At 54.6% G+C, this 14,896-nt stretch carries 15 protein-coding genes and 1 other RNA gene; 15 read left to right on the top strand and 1 reads right to left on the bottom strand.

Annotated elements, in window-relative coordinates; genetic code table 11:
* Positions 1 to 73 precede the first annotated feature (73 nt).
* The 4 genes from ACN0YD_RS10735 (at position 74) to ACN0YD_RS10720 (ending at position 4,740) form a co-directional block, all read left to right on the top strand.
* Positions 74 to 2,125, top strand: coding sequence for a TonB-dependent receptor (locus tag ACN0YD_RS10735; protein ID WP_417319608.1), 2,052 nt, complete (start codon positions 74 to 76; stop codon positions 2,123 to 2,125).
* A 176-nt stretch (positions 2,126 to 2,301) separates the two neighbouring features.
* The gene (locus ACN0YD_RS10730; protein WP_417319606.1) at positions 2,302 to 3,036 is read left to right on the top strand and encodes a TerB family tellurite resistance protein; all 735 of its coding nucleotides are present in this window, start codon (positions 2,302 to 2,304) and stop codon (positions 3,034 to 3,036) included.
* 31 nt (positions 3,037 to 3,067) lie between these two features.
* Complete coding sequence (locus ACN0YD_RS10725) at positions 3,068 to 3,952, top strand: DMT family transporter (protein WP_417319604.1); 885 nt, start codon at positions 3,068 to 3,070, stop codon at positions 3,950 to 3,952.
* A 53-nt stretch (positions 3,953 to 4,005) separates the two neighbouring features.
* Positions 4,006 to 4,740, top strand: coding sequence for an N-acetylmuramoyl-L-alanine amidase (locus tag ACN0YD_RS10720; RefSeq protein ID WP_417319602.1), 735 nt, complete (start codon positions 4,006 to 4,008; stop codon positions 4,738 to 4,740).
* Positions 4,741 to 4,764: 24 nt separating this feature from the next.
* Here ACN0YD_RS10720 and ACN0YD_RS10715 read toward each other — a convergent pair whose 3' ends face one another.
* On the bottom strand, positions 4,765 to 4,956 hold the full coding sequence (locus ACN0YD_RS10715; protein WP_417319600.1) for a hypothetical protein: 192 nt from the start codon (positions 4,954 to 4,956) through the stop codon (positions 4,765 to 4,767).
* A gap of 156 nt (positions 4,957 to 5,112) precedes the next feature.
* On the opposite strand from ACN0YD_RS10715, the gene ACN0YD_RS10710 reads away from it, so the two are divergent.
* The 11 genes from ACN0YD_RS10710 (at position 5,113) to mraY (ending at position 14,889) form a co-directional block, all read left to right on the top strand.
* A complete protein-coding gene (locus tag ACN0YD_RS10710) occupies positions 5,113 to 5,460 on the top strand; it encodes a PilZ domain-containing protein (RefSeq protein WP_417319598.1) in 348 nt (115 codons plus the stop codon).
* Positions 5,461 to 5,532: 72 nt separating this feature from the next.
* Positions 5,533 to 5,903, top strand: an RNA gene (gene rnpB, locus ACN0YD_RS10705) — RNase P RNA component class A.
* 195 nt (positions 5,904 to 6,098) lie between these two features.
* Complete coding sequence (locus tag ACN0YD_RS10700) at positions 6,099 to 6,380, top strand: PilZ domain-containing protein (RefSeq protein WP_417319596.1); 282 nt, start codon at positions 6,099 to 6,101, stop codon at positions 6,378 to 6,380.
* 137 nt (positions 6,381 to 6,517) lie between these two features.
* The gene (locus ACN0YD_RS10695) at positions 6,518 to 6,829 is read left to right on the top strand and encodes a PilZ domain-containing protein (protein ID WP_417319594.1); all 312 of its coding nucleotides are present in this window, start codon (positions 6,518 to 6,520) and stop codon (positions 6,827 to 6,829) included.
* Between the two features lie 348 nt (positions 6,830 to 7,177).
* Entirely contained in the window at positions 7,178 to 7,654 is a 477-nt protein-coding gene (gene mraZ, locus ACN0YD_RS10690) for a division/cell wall cluster transcriptional repressor MraZ (RefSeq protein ID WP_417319592.1), read from the top strand.
* Entirely contained in the window at positions 7,651 to 8,646 is a 996-nt protein-coding gene (gene rsmH, locus ACN0YD_RS10685; RefSeq protein ID WP_417319591.1) for a 16S rRNA (cytosine(1402)-N(4))-methyltransferase RsmH, read from the top strand. Before mraZ ends, rsmH begins: the two co-directional genes overlap by 4 nt.
* Positions 8,643 to 9,134 carry a cell division protein FtsL gene (ftsL, locus tag ACN0YD_RS10680; RefSeq protein ID WP_417319589.1) on the top strand — a complete coding sequence of 164 codons (492 nt, stop codon included), beginning with the start codon at positions 8,643 to 8,645 and terminating at the stop codon, positions 9,132 to 9,134. Before rsmH ends, ftsL begins: the two co-directional genes overlap by 4 nt.
* Positions 9,131 to 10,846, top strand: a complete 1,716-nt coding sequence (locus ACN0YD_RS10675; protein ID WP_417319587.1) for a peptidoglycan D,D-transpeptidase FtsI family protein — start codon at positions 9,131 to 9,133, stop codon at positions 10,844 to 10,846. The genes ftsL and ACN0YD_RS10675 overlap by 4 nt, the downstream gene beginning before the upstream one ends.
* Positions 10,843 to 12,354 carry a UDP-N-acetylmuramoyl-L-alanyl-D-glutamate--2,6-diaminopimelate ligase gene (locus ACN0YD_RS10670; protein ID WP_417319585.1) on the top strand — a complete coding sequence of 504 codons (1,512 nt, stop codon included), beginning with the start codon at positions 10,843 to 10,845 and terminating at the stop codon, positions 12,352 to 12,354. Before ACN0YD_RS10675 ends, ACN0YD_RS10670 begins: the two co-directional genes overlap by 4 nt.
* Positions 12,351 to 13,784, top strand: a complete 1,434-nt coding sequence (locus tag ACN0YD_RS10665) for a UDP-N-acetylmuramoylalanyl-D-glutamyl-2,6-diaminopimelate--D-alanyl-D-alanine ligase (RefSeq protein WP_417319584.1) — start codon at positions 12,351 to 12,353, stop codon at positions 13,782 to 13,784. Before ACN0YD_RS10670 ends, ACN0YD_RS10665 begins: the two co-directional genes overlap by 4 nt.
* Before the next feature lie 16 nt (positions 13,785 to 13,800).
* Positions 13,801 to 14,889: a phospho-N-acetylmuramoyl-pentapeptide-transferase gene (mraY, locus tag ACN0YD_RS10660; protein ID WP_417319582.1), complete on the top strand. Its 1,089-nt coding sequence runs from the start codon at positions 13,801 to 13,803 to the stop codon at positions 14,887 to 14,889.
* Positions 14,890 to 14,896 lie beyond the last annotated feature (7 nt).

Below are 14,896 nucleotides of genomic sequence, written 5' to 3'. Positions count from 1 at the left end.
CTTTCATGGGGCGCTTTTATCTGCTAGATGCAATTAACTCGCAAAATAAATAGCATATATGAGAGGAAGAGATATGTCTGTTACCACGAAAAGAAATAACGTTCTTTTATCCGTCAGTGGCATTGCCCTGGCTGCCGCGCTGGCAACTACAGCCGGTGCTGAAGAGGCCTATGTTGACAGTAATGGCAAGGAACTGGAAGAAGTAGTGACATGGGGCACCCAGGTGCGTTCCAATTCGCTGTATCTTGGGGAACAGGAAATCGCCCTCAAACAGGCGGATCACCTGAGCGACCTTCTTCGGCAACTGCCGGGCGTCGAAATCGGCGGCACCCATTCCGTTAACTCCCGGATAAACATTCGTGGTCTTGATGACCGTCGCCTGAATGTCTATATCGACGGCGCGCTGCAGACCAACTATCTCTATCATCACATGGGTAACCTGCTGATCAACCCGGATATCCTGAAATCCGCAGACCTGCAGCTCGGGGCCACCTCCGTGATTGACGGCGGCCAGGGCGGTGCGGTTCGCTTTGTCACCAAGGATGCCGGTGATCTTCTGGAAGATGAAAGCGACCGTATCGGTGGCCGTGTGAGCGGTGGCTATAACAGCAATGCCCAGCTCAGCTTTTCCGGCACCCTGTATGGCCGTGTCTCCGACCGGGTGGATGTGCTTGCCTATTATAACTATATCGACCGGGATAATTTCGAAGACGGCGAAGGTGTGGAGACAATCGGCAGTGATGGCACCACCCAGGACCTGATGCTGAAAGTGGGTGTAGATCTGACGGAGAATCAGCGCTTTGAAGTCAGTTTTGACCAGCTTTCCGATGAAGGGGATTACACCCAGCGTCCGGATATGGGCGTTCGGACCAACGCCGCCATTACCGGTGATATCCTCTTGCCGACAGAATATGAGCGCAAGACCATCAATGCCACTTACTCCCTTGATCTGGAGGAAAATCTGCAGCTCAGCGCGACCTTTTACATGAATGACATGTCCCTGTGGCGCGATGAAACCAATCCGGCCATTCCTCGGAGTGCCGGAACTTTCAAACAGGCCGATGCGGACAACTATGGCGCCTATATCCTGGCCAATTCAACATTTGAGTCAGGTCCGGTTGTTCACAGCCTGAATTATGGTCTGGAATATTTTGACCAGAATCTCGAATATGTATCCGATGTGGCTGGTGGTGTTCCGGCCATCAAGGAAGATGCAAAATCCCTGGCGATTTTCCTGGAAAATGAAATGACCATCAGTGAACGTTTCATCATCCGCCCGGGCCTGCGCTATAACGACTATAAGGTCAATTATGAAGAGCTTGATTCCGAAGGTTCCTGGGATGAACTGACCTTTGGTATCGCCGGCGAAGTTAAGGTCGTTGATGGCCTCAGCCTTCTGGCGAGCTATACCACACTGTTCCGTGGCCCGGAACTGGCCGAGGTCTTCACCGGGTCTGGTGCAAACCGGGTTGTTAACCCGGACGTGGAAGCTGAAACAGGGGACAATATCGAAGTTGGTTTCCGTTACAGCACAACCATTGAAAATGTTGAGCTTTATACCGGCGCCAACTTCTTCTGGACCAATATTGATGACTATATCGCCTCTGTTTCCGTTCCTGGCAGCGCCACAGGCGATGTCTGGGATGCAAATATCGGCACAGCGAAAATCAACGGTTTCGAAGCAAGTGCCGGACTGGTCTTCAACGGTCTTGATGTATTGCTGACCTATTCATCCTCTGAACTGGATAACGAAGGTCTTGATACCTCCCTTCTTGGTGAAAATCTGCGTGAAGTGGGGGATACCCTTGGATTTGATGTGACCTATGAAGTGCCTGATCTGCAATTGACCCTGAACTATAATCTGGATGCCGTGTTCGAGCTGACAGATGCGCTGGGGACAGTCAAGGAAGGTTATACCATTCATAATATTTCGGCACGTTGGGAAAATCCCCTGTCTATGGAGGGCATGACCCTGACATTCGGTGTCGATAACCTGTTCGACAAGCAATATACATCACATGCGTCACGCTATGGGGCCACAACCCATCCAGTATTCGGACCGCTGGTTCTGAATGATGTTGAGCCGGGCCGGAACATCAAGGTTACTCTGGCTCAGAGGTTCTAGAACAACTTAATAATTCTGGAAAAGGCGGGTGGCATCTTTTTGCCGCCCGTTTTTTTGTACAGGTTATGCAGGAAGTAAGACCGGGTCTGATCAAGAGTAATGACTTTCCCTGATGACAGCCCGGACATAAAAGGGTATGTGTCAAAGACAAATACTAAAAAGCAGAGGATATACCAGTGTCTGTATGGGGTACATTGCTGGGCGGCGCTGCAGGACTGGCGCTGGGCGGGCCTATTGGGGCCCTGATTGGCGCCTTCGCCGGTCATGTGGCAACAAAAAAACTGGCAGAGAAAATCGGGGGTCCGGTGGGCGAGGCGACCGAGAAAATTACCTTCACGATCGGTGTCATCGCCCTGTCAGCCAAGATGGCCAAGGCCGACGGCCGGGTGACCCGGGACGAGATAAATGTCTTCAGGCAGGCCTTCCGTGTGCCGGACAGCGAAAGCCGCAATGTGGGCCGCCTGTTTGATCTGGCGCGCCAGGAAGCCACCGGCTATGAACCCTATGCCAGGCAGCTTGCCCGATTGTTCCGGGACCAGCCGGTGGTGCTTGAAGAACTGCTGGATATCCTGTTTCATATCGCCATGGCCGACGGGATTATGCATCCGGAGGAAGAAAAATTCCTTGAACATGTAGCCCGTCTGTTCGGCTTTGACCAGACCACCTATCAGCGTATCCGCGAAAGCCATCTGGGCAAGGACAAGCGCGATCCTTATGTGGTGCTCGGGGTCGAGCGAACCGCTACGGACCAGGAGATCAAGTCCCGCTACCGCAAGCTGATCAAGGAACATCACCCGGACCTGTTGATGGCCAAGGGCGTGCCCGAAGAATTTATCGAGGTGGCCAACGAGAAACTGGCGGCCATCAACGAAGCCTATGACCGGATTGCCAAAGAACGGAATATCCGATGATCCTGTACGTTATTAGTCGAGGGAGGGAAATGTGCCGTTAACCCACCTTTTATTCGGCGTCCTCATCGCCATGGTATGGGGGTTGAATTTCGTGGTCATGAAGATCGGGCTGGAACAGCTCGACCCCTTCTGGTTCGCGACGCTGCGTTTTGCCATTGTCTTGATCATGCTTTTGCCCTGGCTGCGGGTGGTCAAGGGGGCGATGAAGCATCTTGCGCTCATTGGTATCTGTATCGGCGGGCTTCATTTCGGCTGTACCTTTATGGCGCTGGAACTGGCGAGCAAAGTGTCTGCCATTGTGGTCATGGTTCAGGCCAACATTCCCATCACCCTGATCCTGGCTCATTTTTTCCTTGATGAAAAGCTCAGCATCTGGCGTGGTGCAGGGATCGTTATCGCCTTTTCAGGCATTTTAATCATCACATTTGATCCCGCCATTGCCGGAGAAGGGATTGCAATTCTGGTGGTTTTGCTGGCAACGTCACTCTATTCCATCGGCACGATATTGATGCGGTCCCTCAAGGGGGTCAGTGTTCTCACCACCCAGGCCTGGACGGCTTTTTACAGTGTGCCGATCCTGCTGACTCTGAGCCTTGTTTTCGAACAAGGCCAGGTCAGGGAGCTGGTGGAACTGGATGGCCTGCATTGGGGCATGTTGCTCTATACCGCGGCACTGTCGTCCATTGTCGGATATGGCGGGATCAATTTCCTGTTGAAACGCCATCCGGTGGCGCATATCGCTCCGATTCTGTTGCTGGTGCCGGTGTTCGCCACGCTGTCAGCGGTGATTTTCCTGGACGAGGTGCTGACCGTCAGGTTCCTGCTGGGCTGCACAGTGACCTTTTCCGGGATTGGCCTGATCCATTACCGGGACTGGATCAGAAACCGCAAGATGGCAAAGGCGCTTTTACCCTGACTTTGGCCTGATTTAGGCTTGATGTTTGCCGACTCACCGGGGATAGTGGGGCCATGACAACACCGAAGATCATACAGAGTCCGTCCCCCAATTTTGACGAACGGCGGGACGGGGCGGAACCTCGCCTCCTGATCATGCATTATACCGGCATGGCCAGCGGGAAAGAGGCTCTGGCGCGCCTCAGGGATGGGGAAGCCAGGGTCAGTGCCCACTATCTGATCATGGAAGACGGCCGGATTCACAGCTTGGTGCCGGAGGAGATGCGGGCCTGGCATGCAGGAGTGTCAGACTGGGAAGGGGAAACTGATATTAACAGCCTTTCCATCGGAATCGAACTTGTCAATCCGGGTCATGATTATCCGGGCTACAAAGGGGATTACCGGCCATTTCCAGAAGCACAGATGCTGAGCCTCGCCGAACTTTCAAAGGGAATTCTGGAACGCCATCAGATCAAACCCTGGCATGTGCTGGGACATTCCGATGTGGCGCCGACGCGCAAGATCGATCCGGGTGAGCTGTTTGACTGGAAGTGGCTGGCCGGGCAGGGGGTCGGTGTCTGGCCGGACCTGTCCGATGAAAGTGAATTGCCGAATGTCCGGGAATTTCAGCGAAAGTTGCAGAATTTTGGCTATGGCATTCGGTTGACCGGCGAACTGGATGAGCAGACCAGAACCGTGCTGTCCGCCTTCCAGCGACATTTCCGCCCGCAGGATTTTTCAGGCGAGCCGGATGCGCAGAGCTTTGCGCGCCTCAAGTTCCTTCTCGGGATAAAGGAAAGCCTGTCCTGAAATCCTGTGATCCGTGACCCGGCCCTAGTTGCCGGAGTGACGTGCGTTCTCTCTATCGGGCACAAGTCCGTCCGGCAGGCTTTTCAGGGTCTGTTCCGTATCCGGGCCCGCAGGACCGGCGTCATAGACCAGGTCATCATCATCAGAACAGGCGCTGACAGAAAGAATAAGGGTAAACAAGACTAGGGTTTTCAACAGGATAGTATTCACATTCATTATTGCGTTCCGCCGCTTCTGGATATCATTACTGTCACACTGTGCCCCATAAAAAAAGTGCGCGCAAGTCTCCGTCATTAGAACTTTATCAATATTTTCGAGCTACATTCGGGGCAATGAAAAATAGGCTACCGATAATTGAGGGGGGAGTTTTAAATGCCTGGAGCAGCACAGGAAATGGATGTACCACGTGTTGAGAAAATAAAAGAGGGATTGAACTGCATGCGCATGTTCAAAAGGCGTACGGTAGTTTGGCCCGCCGTACTTTACGTGGGACCTCATGAGTTCAAGGCCACCTTGTATGATATTTCTCTTGGTGGATTCAGGATGAAACTGGATTTACCTCTGGCTACAGAAGCGGTGGTAAAGGTCAGAATCCGGGATATGCAGAAAATGGATGCCCGTGTGGTCTGGCATTCTTCCGGTTTTATTGGACTCGAGTTTATTGATGAACCGGACACGATCAGAAGAATGCTTGGCGAACATGCCGTAGGCCTGGACTGATATATTATATTTTTCAATATCTTATCATAATTATCTTGCGATTTCCTCGAGAAAAGAGGTAATTTGCCCGTGCCAGACGGCCGGATGACCGCTGCTTATTCAGCAGAGGAAAGTCCGGGCACCACGGAAGGACGGTGCCGGCTAACGGCCGGCGGAGGCGACTCCAGGGAAAGTGCCACAGAAAGCAAACCGCCTGTCAAAGGGTAAGGGTGAAAGGGTGCGGTAAGAGCGCACCGCCTTCCTGGTAACAGGAAGGGCAGGGTAAACCCCACCGGGTGCAAGATCAAATAGGAACGACATGTTCCGGCTTCGGCCGGGCAGCCTTCTTTCGGGGTGTTGTTCGGGTTGATTGCAGGAGGCAGCTGGCAACAGTTGTCCCAGATGAATGGTCATCGATCCGGGAAACCGGTGAACAGAACCCGGCTTACAGGCCGTCTGGCGATTTATTTCCCTTTTCTTGGCTTGTTCAGAGCTTTTTACCTGGCCTGCGACAGTATTTCCCAGATCGACGTGTTTTTTTGCGCAAAACTTAACGAGATATTAACTTTGAATAAAATACTATTGTAATATCTTTTTGCGCCAAATTACTTTGAGGTGATGTAATGCAGGGCAAGGCCGTAAGGTCAATTCTGAGTACCATGAGACAGCATAACCGCCGCACGGTTCTGCTGCCGGCCAGACTTGACGTGGGCAGTTACAGGTTTGACTGTACCGCCTATGATCTTTCACTGAGCGGTGTCCGCGTCAAGGTGGACCTGCCACTTGACGAGGGAGCAAGCGTCTATGTGCAGCTCAAAAGCAAGCTGAAAAAGGCGGCCCGTGTAATCTGGTCAGCCGATGGTTTTGTCGGTCTGCGTTTTGATGATGAACCTGAAGCTGTTCGAAACACACTCGGTTCCCTTGCGACCGGTCTCAGTTGATTATATGCGGTATGGGAGCAGGGCCTGCTCTGGCCCGCGAGCCGTACCTTTACTCTTGCGAATATTTATGCGACTGCCTAGTATTCAACCTAACATCGAATGTGCAAATGCGCTGATTAACTGCGGTAGACAGAGACATGCCTGAATCAAAACAAGATGCTGACGAAAATCGCCGCACCAGGCGCAGACAACCGGTGTTATGGAAATCCGTGCTAAAGGTCGGTGATCACAGCTTCGACTGTCTTGCCTATAATGTCTCGCTCAAGGGCGCCAAGCTTAAAATTGACCTGCCGCTAAAAACAGGGGCCGATGTGGTCGTTGAAATCAGGAATGAATGGACCATCAATGCCAAGATTGCCTGGCAGGATGATGGTTTCCTGGGGCTCGCATTCGAGCCCGAAGACACCGAAATCAAAAAACTTCTCGGTGATCTGGCGGAACGCCTCTAGGCGCTTTTTTTCTTTCCGCCCCCCTATGGGAAAATTTTCCTTTTTCCGAGTCTTTTTACCCAAAATCTGCATATTCGGGTAATCCCGCTATTTTTTCTCCTGAATCCGGGCGGACATGGTCCCAAATGGGACTTTCATGTGTCCTGATGGCATGTCTGTATAACTGCATGATGTAAAAGGACATTTATAGCCTCAGGGGACTATTAATCTCTTATTAACCCCACAAATATACCATGATATCCCATTGACTAGGCATTAAATCCCATGATATCCCATACAGTGATTGTCAAAGGGGACGGTTGCCAGCAGAAATTATTACTTATAACCAGCTAACAGCCAGAGCGGGAAATGCCGAAATTTACTTCGACATTTACAAATAAAGTGGACAAAAAGGGGCGGGTGTCTGTGCCGGCTCCTTTTCGCGCCTCTCTGCCCGAAGGGTCCTGGCAGGGTATCGTCGCCTATCCCTCCTTTGTCCATGATGCCATTGAAGGCTGTGATCTGGATTATCTGGACCGCCTTTCTGAAAGCATTGATGACCTTGCCCCCTATTCAGAAGAGCATGACGCCTTTACCTTTTCCATCCTGTCCTCCAGCTCCCGCCTTTCCTTTGACAGCGAGGGCCGTATCATCCTGCCCCAGGAACTAATGGAGTATGCGGGTATTACCGACCGGGTGACGTTTGTCGGCCGGGGCAACACTTTCCAGATCTGGGCGCCCGAAGCCTTTGAAGCTGAACTGGTCAAGGCCCGCGAACTGGCCCGCAAAAACCGCGACATGTTGCGCTGGAAACGCCGCGGTGATGGCGTGGAGGCAGGCGCATGACCGCCCGGCCCGTTGAATTTGATCCCCGTCATTTCCCTGTTCTGATGAACGAGGTGCTGGACGCCCTGGCGCCGACGGACGGAGAGGCCATTGTCGATGGTACTTTCGGTGCCGGCGGCTATAGCCGGGCTATTCTGGAATCTGCCAACTGCACGGTCTGGGCCATTGATCGGGACCCCAATGTGGTGCCGACGGCAGCAGAGCTCGGCAAGGAAAATCCCGGAAGGTTTCACCTTCTTGAGGGGTGTTTTTCCCATATGAGGGAGTTGCTGGCTGAAGAAGGTATTCAGAAAGTGGATGGTGTAGCCCTGGATATCGGTGTTTCCTCCATGCAGCTGGACGAGGCGGAACGAGGCTTTTCCTTTATGCAGGACGGCCCGCTGGACATGCGCATGGGCGGCGATGTGCCAAGTGCCGCCGATGTGGTCAATGTAATGGACGAGGAAGACCTGGCTAATGTCATCTATCGTTATGGCGAGGAGCACAAGTCACGCCGCATCGCCCGGGCCATTGTGGAGGCGCGCCGGGAAGAGCCAATTACGCGGACACTTCAGTTGGCAAATATCGTGAGCCGTGCGGTGGGTTATAAAAAGACAGCCCGCGGCCAGAAACAGATCCACCCGGCGACCCGGACATTCCAGGCGCTGAGAATATATGTGAATGACGAACTCGGTGAGCTGGAACGCGGCCTGGAAGCGGCGGAACAGATTCTGGCACCCGGCGGCAGGCTGTGTGTGGTGACTTTTCATTCCCTGGAAGACCGTATCGTGAAGAATTTTTTCCGGGAGAGGAGCGGGGAAAGTGCCCGTGGTTCCCGTCATCTGCCCATGGCACAGGGACAGGACGCGGAACCGACATTCGAGATGATTTTTCGCGGCGGAAAAAAGCCGTCCCGCGAAGAGATTAATCTGAACGCGCGGTCAAGATCCGCAAAACTGCGGGCCGGTCGCAGAACGGCGGCACCGGCAAGAGAGAGGGAGAAGGCAGCATGATACGGATAGTGGCATCCTTTGCGGTCCTGCTGGTCATGGTTTCGGCAGGGGCGGTCTATAACCTCAAGGAAGCGACTGAACGGCTCGAGGAGCGCAAGCGTGACCTGGCCAGCCGCATTCTTGAAGACAAAGCGGCCATCAAGGTGTTGAGGGCCGAGATGGCCTATCTGTCCCGTCCGGATCGGCTTCAGCGTCTGAGCGAGCGCTTCCTGGCTCTGAAGTCGACAGAATATTTGCAGGTGGTATCGTCCCTGGATCAGGTGGCCGGTCGTGGCGAGGTGCGCACCGCAAGCCTGCCGGTAGATAATTTCCGGCTTTTGCTGCCCCAGTCCAAGCCCGAAAAAGTGCCGGATAAATACCGTCGGGCTCCGGTCAGGATGGTTGAGCAGCCGGGCGTCATACAGGCAAGGGCGGAAAAACCGGAAGAGCCGGCCCCGAGAAAAAATCTTTTTGAAAGAATATTGGTGAAACTGGACAAAAATCAGTGAGGTCAATTGATCTGCATATTGAAGGGGCCGGTCAGGGCGCCATGGAGACGGCAAGAACCCGTCTTGTGGTGCCCATGGTGCTTTTTGCGCTCGGTTTTGGCTTTCTTCTGTTGCGGCTGATGTCCATCGGCCTGTTTGGAGAACTTTCCGAAACCACTCATTTTGCCGAAGATGAGCAGGTGGGGTATATCGCCGGGCGGGCGGATATCGTGGACCGGAACGGTATTGTTCTGGCGACAAATCTGAAAACCGCGTCACTGGCGGCGCGTCCCCATATGATTTCCGAGCCGGAAAAGCTGGCCAAGGAAATTGCCGATATTCTGAAGAATGAAAACCGCACTGAAATCCTCAACAAGCTGAAATCCTCCCGCAGGCATGTCTGGGTCAGCCGCAAGTTGACGCCGAAGGAAGTCTGGCAGATCAACAGCTTGGGCAACCCGGGTCTGGAACTGGAGGAGGAAGAGGAAAGGGTATATCCCCAGGGACACCTGGCTGCCCATGTGCTGGGCTATGTGGGCATTGATACCCAGCCCTTTGCCGGTGTCGAACGTTTTTTCCAGGACCATCTTTCCGACCCTTTGAGGTCCGCAGAGCCGCTTGTTCTATCCCTGGATATACGGGTGCAGCATGTTCTGCATTCAGAGCTGAAGAAGTCCATGGATAAGTTCCAGGCCGCCGGCGCTGCGGGTCTTGTGATGGATGTGCAGACGGGTGAAATCCTGGCCATGAGCAGCCTGCCCGACTTCGATCCCAACAGCCCTCCGGGCGGTAGCAGCAAAGCCTTGTTCAACAAGCTGACCCAGGGGGTCTATGAAATGGGGTCGGGCTTCAAGACCTTCACAGTGGCCATGGCGCTTGAACAGAAAGTGGTCAGCCTGGAAGGTGGATATGACGCCACCGATCCCCTGAAAGTGGACCGTTTTACCATTCATGATGACCATGCCAAGAAGCGCTGGCTCAATGTGCCGGAAATCTATACCTACTCCAGCAACATCGGCTCGGCCCTGATGGCCCGGGATGTGGGGGCGGACCACCAGCGGGAGTTTCTGCATAAAATAGGCATGTTTGAAGCACCTGCCATAGAGCTTTCCGGCGTCGCCAGGCCAATTTTACCGCGCCAGTGGGGAGAAGTGGAACTGATGACCGTTTCTTACGGTCACGGCATCGCCATTACCCCGGTTCAGCTGGCGACCGGAATCTCCGCCATGATCAACGGCGGACGTCATATTCCTGCCACCTTGCTACGTAAAAGTGACAGTGAAAGGTTCCTTATTTCCGGGGGAGAAAGTCCCATGGAAATCCCCAGGGTTATTTCGGAAGAAACGAGTCGGACCATGCGCGATCTGATGCGGCTCGCCGTCGAATATGGTACTGGCAACGCGGCGGACGTAGAGGGGTATTTTGTCGGTGGCAAAACGGGCACGGCGGAAAAGCCGGGTGAGGGCGGTTACCGCAAAAAGGATCTGATTTCTTCCTTTATCGGGGCCTTCCCTATGGATAATCCCCGCTATGTGGTGTTTGCCATGCTGGATGAACCAAGGGGTACCGAAGAAACCTTTTACATGGCCAGCGGCGGCTGGACGGCGGCCCCCCTTGTGGGAGAAGTTGTCCGCCAGATTGGTCCGCTTCTGGGGGTTCTGCCGAAAATGCGCAGAAAACCGAGATATGAAAACCTGATTTTAACCTCTGCTGACAGGGATAGTCACCATTGATAAAGCTTTCCGAACTACTGAAGGATGCCAGAGCCGGATATACTGCCGGGCTTGCCGTCACCGGTGACGTGGAAGTCTGCGGTATCACGGCTGACAGTCGCAAGGTGGCGCCGGGCTTCGTTTTTGTGGCACTTCCCGGGCTTAAATTCAATGGTGCGGATTTCATCAGCGATGCGGTAAAAAGTGGTGCTGTAGCGGTTCTGTGCACACCCTCGGCCCGGCTGGATGATCAGTCTGTGACCTGGATAACCCATGAGGTGCCCGCGCGGATTTTTCCGCTGATGGTGGCAGCCTGGTTCCAGCGGCAGCCGGAACATCTTGCGGCTGTGACCGGCACCAATGGCAAGACCTCTGTAGCCTCCTTTACCAAGCAGATCTGGGAACATATGGGCCTCAAGGCGGCTTCAGTAGGCACGCTGGGGGTGGTGGCGCCGGAATATAATGAATATACGGGCATGACAACCCCCGACCCGGTTACCCTGCACAAGGCTATGAGCGACCTTTGCGATCTTGGTATCGACCATGTGGTATTCGAGGCCTCCAGCCATGGTCTTGCCCAATACCGGCTGGATGGGCTCAATATTTCGGCAGCGGCTTTCACCAACCTGACCCGGGATCACTATGATTATCACGGCAGCCAGGAAAATTATTTCTATGCCAAAAGCCGCCTGTTCGGGGAAGTGATGAAGCCAGGCAGTACGGCTGTGCTCAATGCGGACTGTCCCATTGTGCGGGAAGTGGCGGATATCTGCTGGGCGCGGGGACATCGTGTGATCACGGTGGGGCGTCATGACGGCGATATCCGGCTGTTGCACCAGGCGTCCAATCCGACGGGACAGGAAATTACCGTCTCCTATGAAGGCCACCTCTATGATATCAAGCTGTCCCTGGTGGGCAGCTTCCAGGCCATCAATGCCTTGATGGCTGTGGGCCTTGTGATCGGTTGCGGCGGTGATCCCGTTCAGGCTTTTAATTCGCTGGCCTATCTGAAATCGGTAGAGGGACGCATGGAGCAGGCGGCACGTCATCCCTCCGGTGCCCGTATTTATGTGGATTACGCCCATACCCCCGATGCCCTTGAGACGGCGCTTGAAGCCCTGCGTCCCCATGTGCGGGGCAAGCTGTCGGTGGTGTTCGGCTGCGGCGGTGATCGCGATACCGGCAAGCGGGAACAGATGGGACAGATTGCCTGCGACAAGGCGGACAGGGTTTATGTAACAGACGACAACCCGCGCTCGGAGGATCCGGCGGCGATCCGCGCTGAAATTCTCAAAGGCTGCCCTGATGCTTCAGAGGTGGGGGATCGGGGCCAGGCTATTCGTCAGGCCGTAGCCGGGCTTGAGGCTGGCGATCTGTTGCTGGTGGCCGGCAAGGGGCACGAGCGGGGCCAGGAAATCGCCGGCACAATACATGAATTTGACGATGTGTCCGAAGTGCGTTCGGCCATTGCAAGTCTTTCCGTGGAAAAAGAGGGGCGGGGCACGACCCCGGGAGGTATACGGTCATGACAGAAGAACTATTATGGACCGGCCGGGAACTGGCCGATGTCTGGAAGGTAGAGGTTGATGAGGCGCTGGCCTGTTCCGGCATTTCCATTGACAGCCGCACCATCGAGGACGGCGATCTGTTTTTTGCTTTGTCCGGCCCCAATTCGGACGGTCATGACTATGTGGCCATGGCCCTGGAAAAGGGAGCTGCCGCCGCCGTGGTCAGCCGCCTGGTCGACGGTGTCGATACAGTCCGGCAGATTGTGGTACCGGATGTGTATGAGGCGCTTGTCACGCTGGGCAAGTCGGCCCGGGCCCGGGTTGATATCCCGATTGTGGCCGTCACCGGAAGCGTCGGCAAGACCGGCACCAAGGAAGCTCTCCGGCTTGCGCTTGGACGGGATAAAAAGACCCATGCCAGCATTCTCAGCTACAATAACGATATTGGCGTGCCTTTGTCTCTCGCCCGGATGCCGCGGGATGCGGCTTACGGCGTTTTCGAGTTGGGCATGAATCACAAGGGCGAACTCGCCGAACTGGTGAAGCTGGTGCGTCCCCATGTGGCCATAGTGACGACCGTGGAGCTGGCTCACGGTGAATTTTTCGACAGTGTCGAGGACATTGCCGACGCCAAGGCTGAAATTTTTACCTGCATGGAAGACGGCGGTGTGGCCATCATCAACCATGACAATGCCCATTTCAAAAGACTTAACCAGAGAGCTGAAGAGGCCGGTGTCAAACGTATTGTTTCCTTCGGCAGCGCCCCCGAAGCCGACGTCCATATTTTGCGGCAGGTGATGCATGATACCTGCAGCTGCGTGGTTGCCGACCTGGCGTCCAAGGTCATGGTCTACAAGATCGGCATGCTGGGCCACCACTGGATTATGAATTCCCTGGCCGTGCTGGCGGCGGTAGATGCGGTTGGCGGCGACCTGGGCCTGGCCGGTCTGGCGCTTGCGGAAATGACACCGCTGAAAGGGCGTGGCAGACGTCACCGGATTTTCTTCAGGGACGGGTCAGAGGCCTCCTTCCTGCTGATTGATGAAAGCTATAATGCCAACCCCGCCTCCATGCGGGCGGCGCTGGCCGGACAAAGCCAGGTCAGGCTGGCGCCTCGCGGACGGCGTATTGCTGTGCTCGGCGACATGGCCGAACTGGGAGACGAGACGGAAGAATTGCATGCGGGCCTCGCCGAAAATCTGAAAGAGGCTGAAATCGACAGGGTTTATCTGGTGGGGGAGAATATGAAACACCTTGCGGAAAATATGGACGAAAGCATCTATTACGCCCATTTTCTCAAACTCGATGATCTGGAGCCAGCCCTTCTCGGGGACCTGCAGGACAAGGACGTGGTGATGGTCAAGGGCTCAAACAGCAGCGGCATGTCCAGGCTGGTTGACAGAATGCTTGAAATGGCTGCACCAAACATTAAAAAAGCAGTTAGCGCGTAATCGGAACGGATCCAAAATGCTTTATAGTTTGTTATACCCCCTTAGTGATGATTTTGGCCTGTTCAATCTGTTCCGATACCTGACCTTCAGGACCGGCGGGGCACTGTTTACAGCCTTTCTGATCAGTTTTCTTTGTGGCCCCTGGCTCATCGGCTGGCTCAAAGTGCGTCAGAAAAAGGGCCAGCCTATCCGCGAGGACGGGCCTGAGAGCCACATCCTGACCAAGCAGGGCACCCCCACCATGGGCGGGTTCCTGATTTTGCTGGGCCTGACGCTCAGCACATTATTGTGGATGGATATGAGCAGCCCCTATGTCTGGGCCTGTCTGACGGTCACCAGCGGCTTCGGGGTGATCGGCTTCCTCGACGATTATCGCAAGGTGACACAATCCAGTTCCGCCGGTGTCTCCGGGCGGGTGAAGCTGATCCTTGAAATCATCGTGGCGCTGGCGGCGGTTCTGATCATTACCAAAGCTTCGGCGCCGGAAGTCCGTAACATGCTGGCGCTGCCGTTCCTGAAAGATACCATGATCAACCTGGGCTGGTTCTTCATTCCCTTTGCCATTCTGGTGATCGTGGGGTCGTCCAACAGTGTGAACCTGACCGATGGTCTGGACGGGCTTGCCATCATGCCGGTGATTATCGCGGCGGCGACCTTTGCCTTCATTTCCTATCTGGTGGGCAACAGCATCTATTCCGGTTATCTGCAGGTGACCTATGTCCCGGGGACTGGTGAGCTTGCGGTTTTTTGTGCCGCCATCATTGGCGCGGGGCTCGGGTTTCTGTGGTATAATGCACCGCCGGCGATGATTTTCATGGGAGATACCGGAAGCCTTTCCCTCGGCGGGGCGCTGGGCACCGTGGCGGTGATCGCGAAACATGAAATTGTGCTGGCCATCGTGGGCGGTCTGTTTGTTCTGGAAACCGTGTCTGTCATCATGCAGGTGGTTTCCTTTAAACTGACCGGGAAAAGGGTTTTCCGTATGGCGCCGATCCATCATCACTACGAGAAAAAAGGCTGGGCAGAACCGACCATTGTGATCCGGTTCTGGATTATCGCGGTGCTTCTGGCCCTGATTGGCCTTGCAACATTGAAACTCAGATAGGGCGGGA

It is taken from the genome of Emcibacter sp. (assembly GCF_048269205.1).
In the GTDB taxonomy this organism is placed as follows: Bacteria; Pseudomonadota; Alphaproteobacteria; order Sphingomonadales; family Emcibacteraceae; genus Emcibacter.
Note: the sequence above shows the minus strand (reverse complement) of the source record. Positions and strands in the feature narration are given on the sequence as shown.

Coding starts and splice junctions, on each gene's coding strand:
- ACN0YD_RS10735 (WP_417319608.1), top strand. CDS start 74: ATGTCTGTTACCACGAAAAGAAATAACGTTCTTTTATCCGTCAGTGGC.
- ACN0YD_RS10720 (WP_417319602.1), top strand. CDS start 4,006: ATGACAACACCGAAGATCATACAGAGTCCGTCCCCCAATTTTGACGAA.
- ACN0YD_RS10715 (WP_417319600.1), bottom strand. CDS start 4,956: ATGAATGTGAATACTATCCTGTTGAAAACCCTAGTCTTGTTTACCCTT.
- ACN0YD_RS10710 (WP_417319598.1), top strand. CDS start 5,113: ATGCCTGGAGCAGCACAGGAAATGGATGTACCACGTGTTGAGAAAATA.
- ACN0YD_RS10700 (WP_417319596.1), top strand. CDS start 6,099: ATGAGACAGCATAACCGCCGCACGGTTCTGCTGCCGGCCAGACTTGAC.
- ACN0YD_RS10695 (WP_417319594.1), top strand. CDS start 6,518: ATGCCTGAATCAAAACAAGATGCTGACGAAAATCGCCGCACCAGGCGC.
- mraZ (WP_417319592.1), top strand. CDS start 7,178: ATGCCGAAATTTACTTCGACATTTACAAATAAAGTGGACAAAAAGGGG.
- rsmH (WP_417319591.1), top strand. CDS start 7,651: ATGACCGCCCGGCCCGTTGAATTTGATCCCCGTCATTTCCCTGTTCTG.
- ftsL (WP_417319589.1), top strand. CDS start 8,643: ATGATACGGATAGTGGCATCCTTTGCGGTCCTGCTGGTCATGGTTTCG.
- ACN0YD_RS10665 (WP_417319584.1), top strand. CDS start 12,351: ATGACAGAAGAACTATTATGGACCGGCCGGGAACTGGCCGATGTCTGG.
- mraY (WP_417319582.1), top strand. CDS start 13,801: ATGCTTTATAGTTTGTTATACCCCCTTAGTGATGATTTTGGCCTGTTC.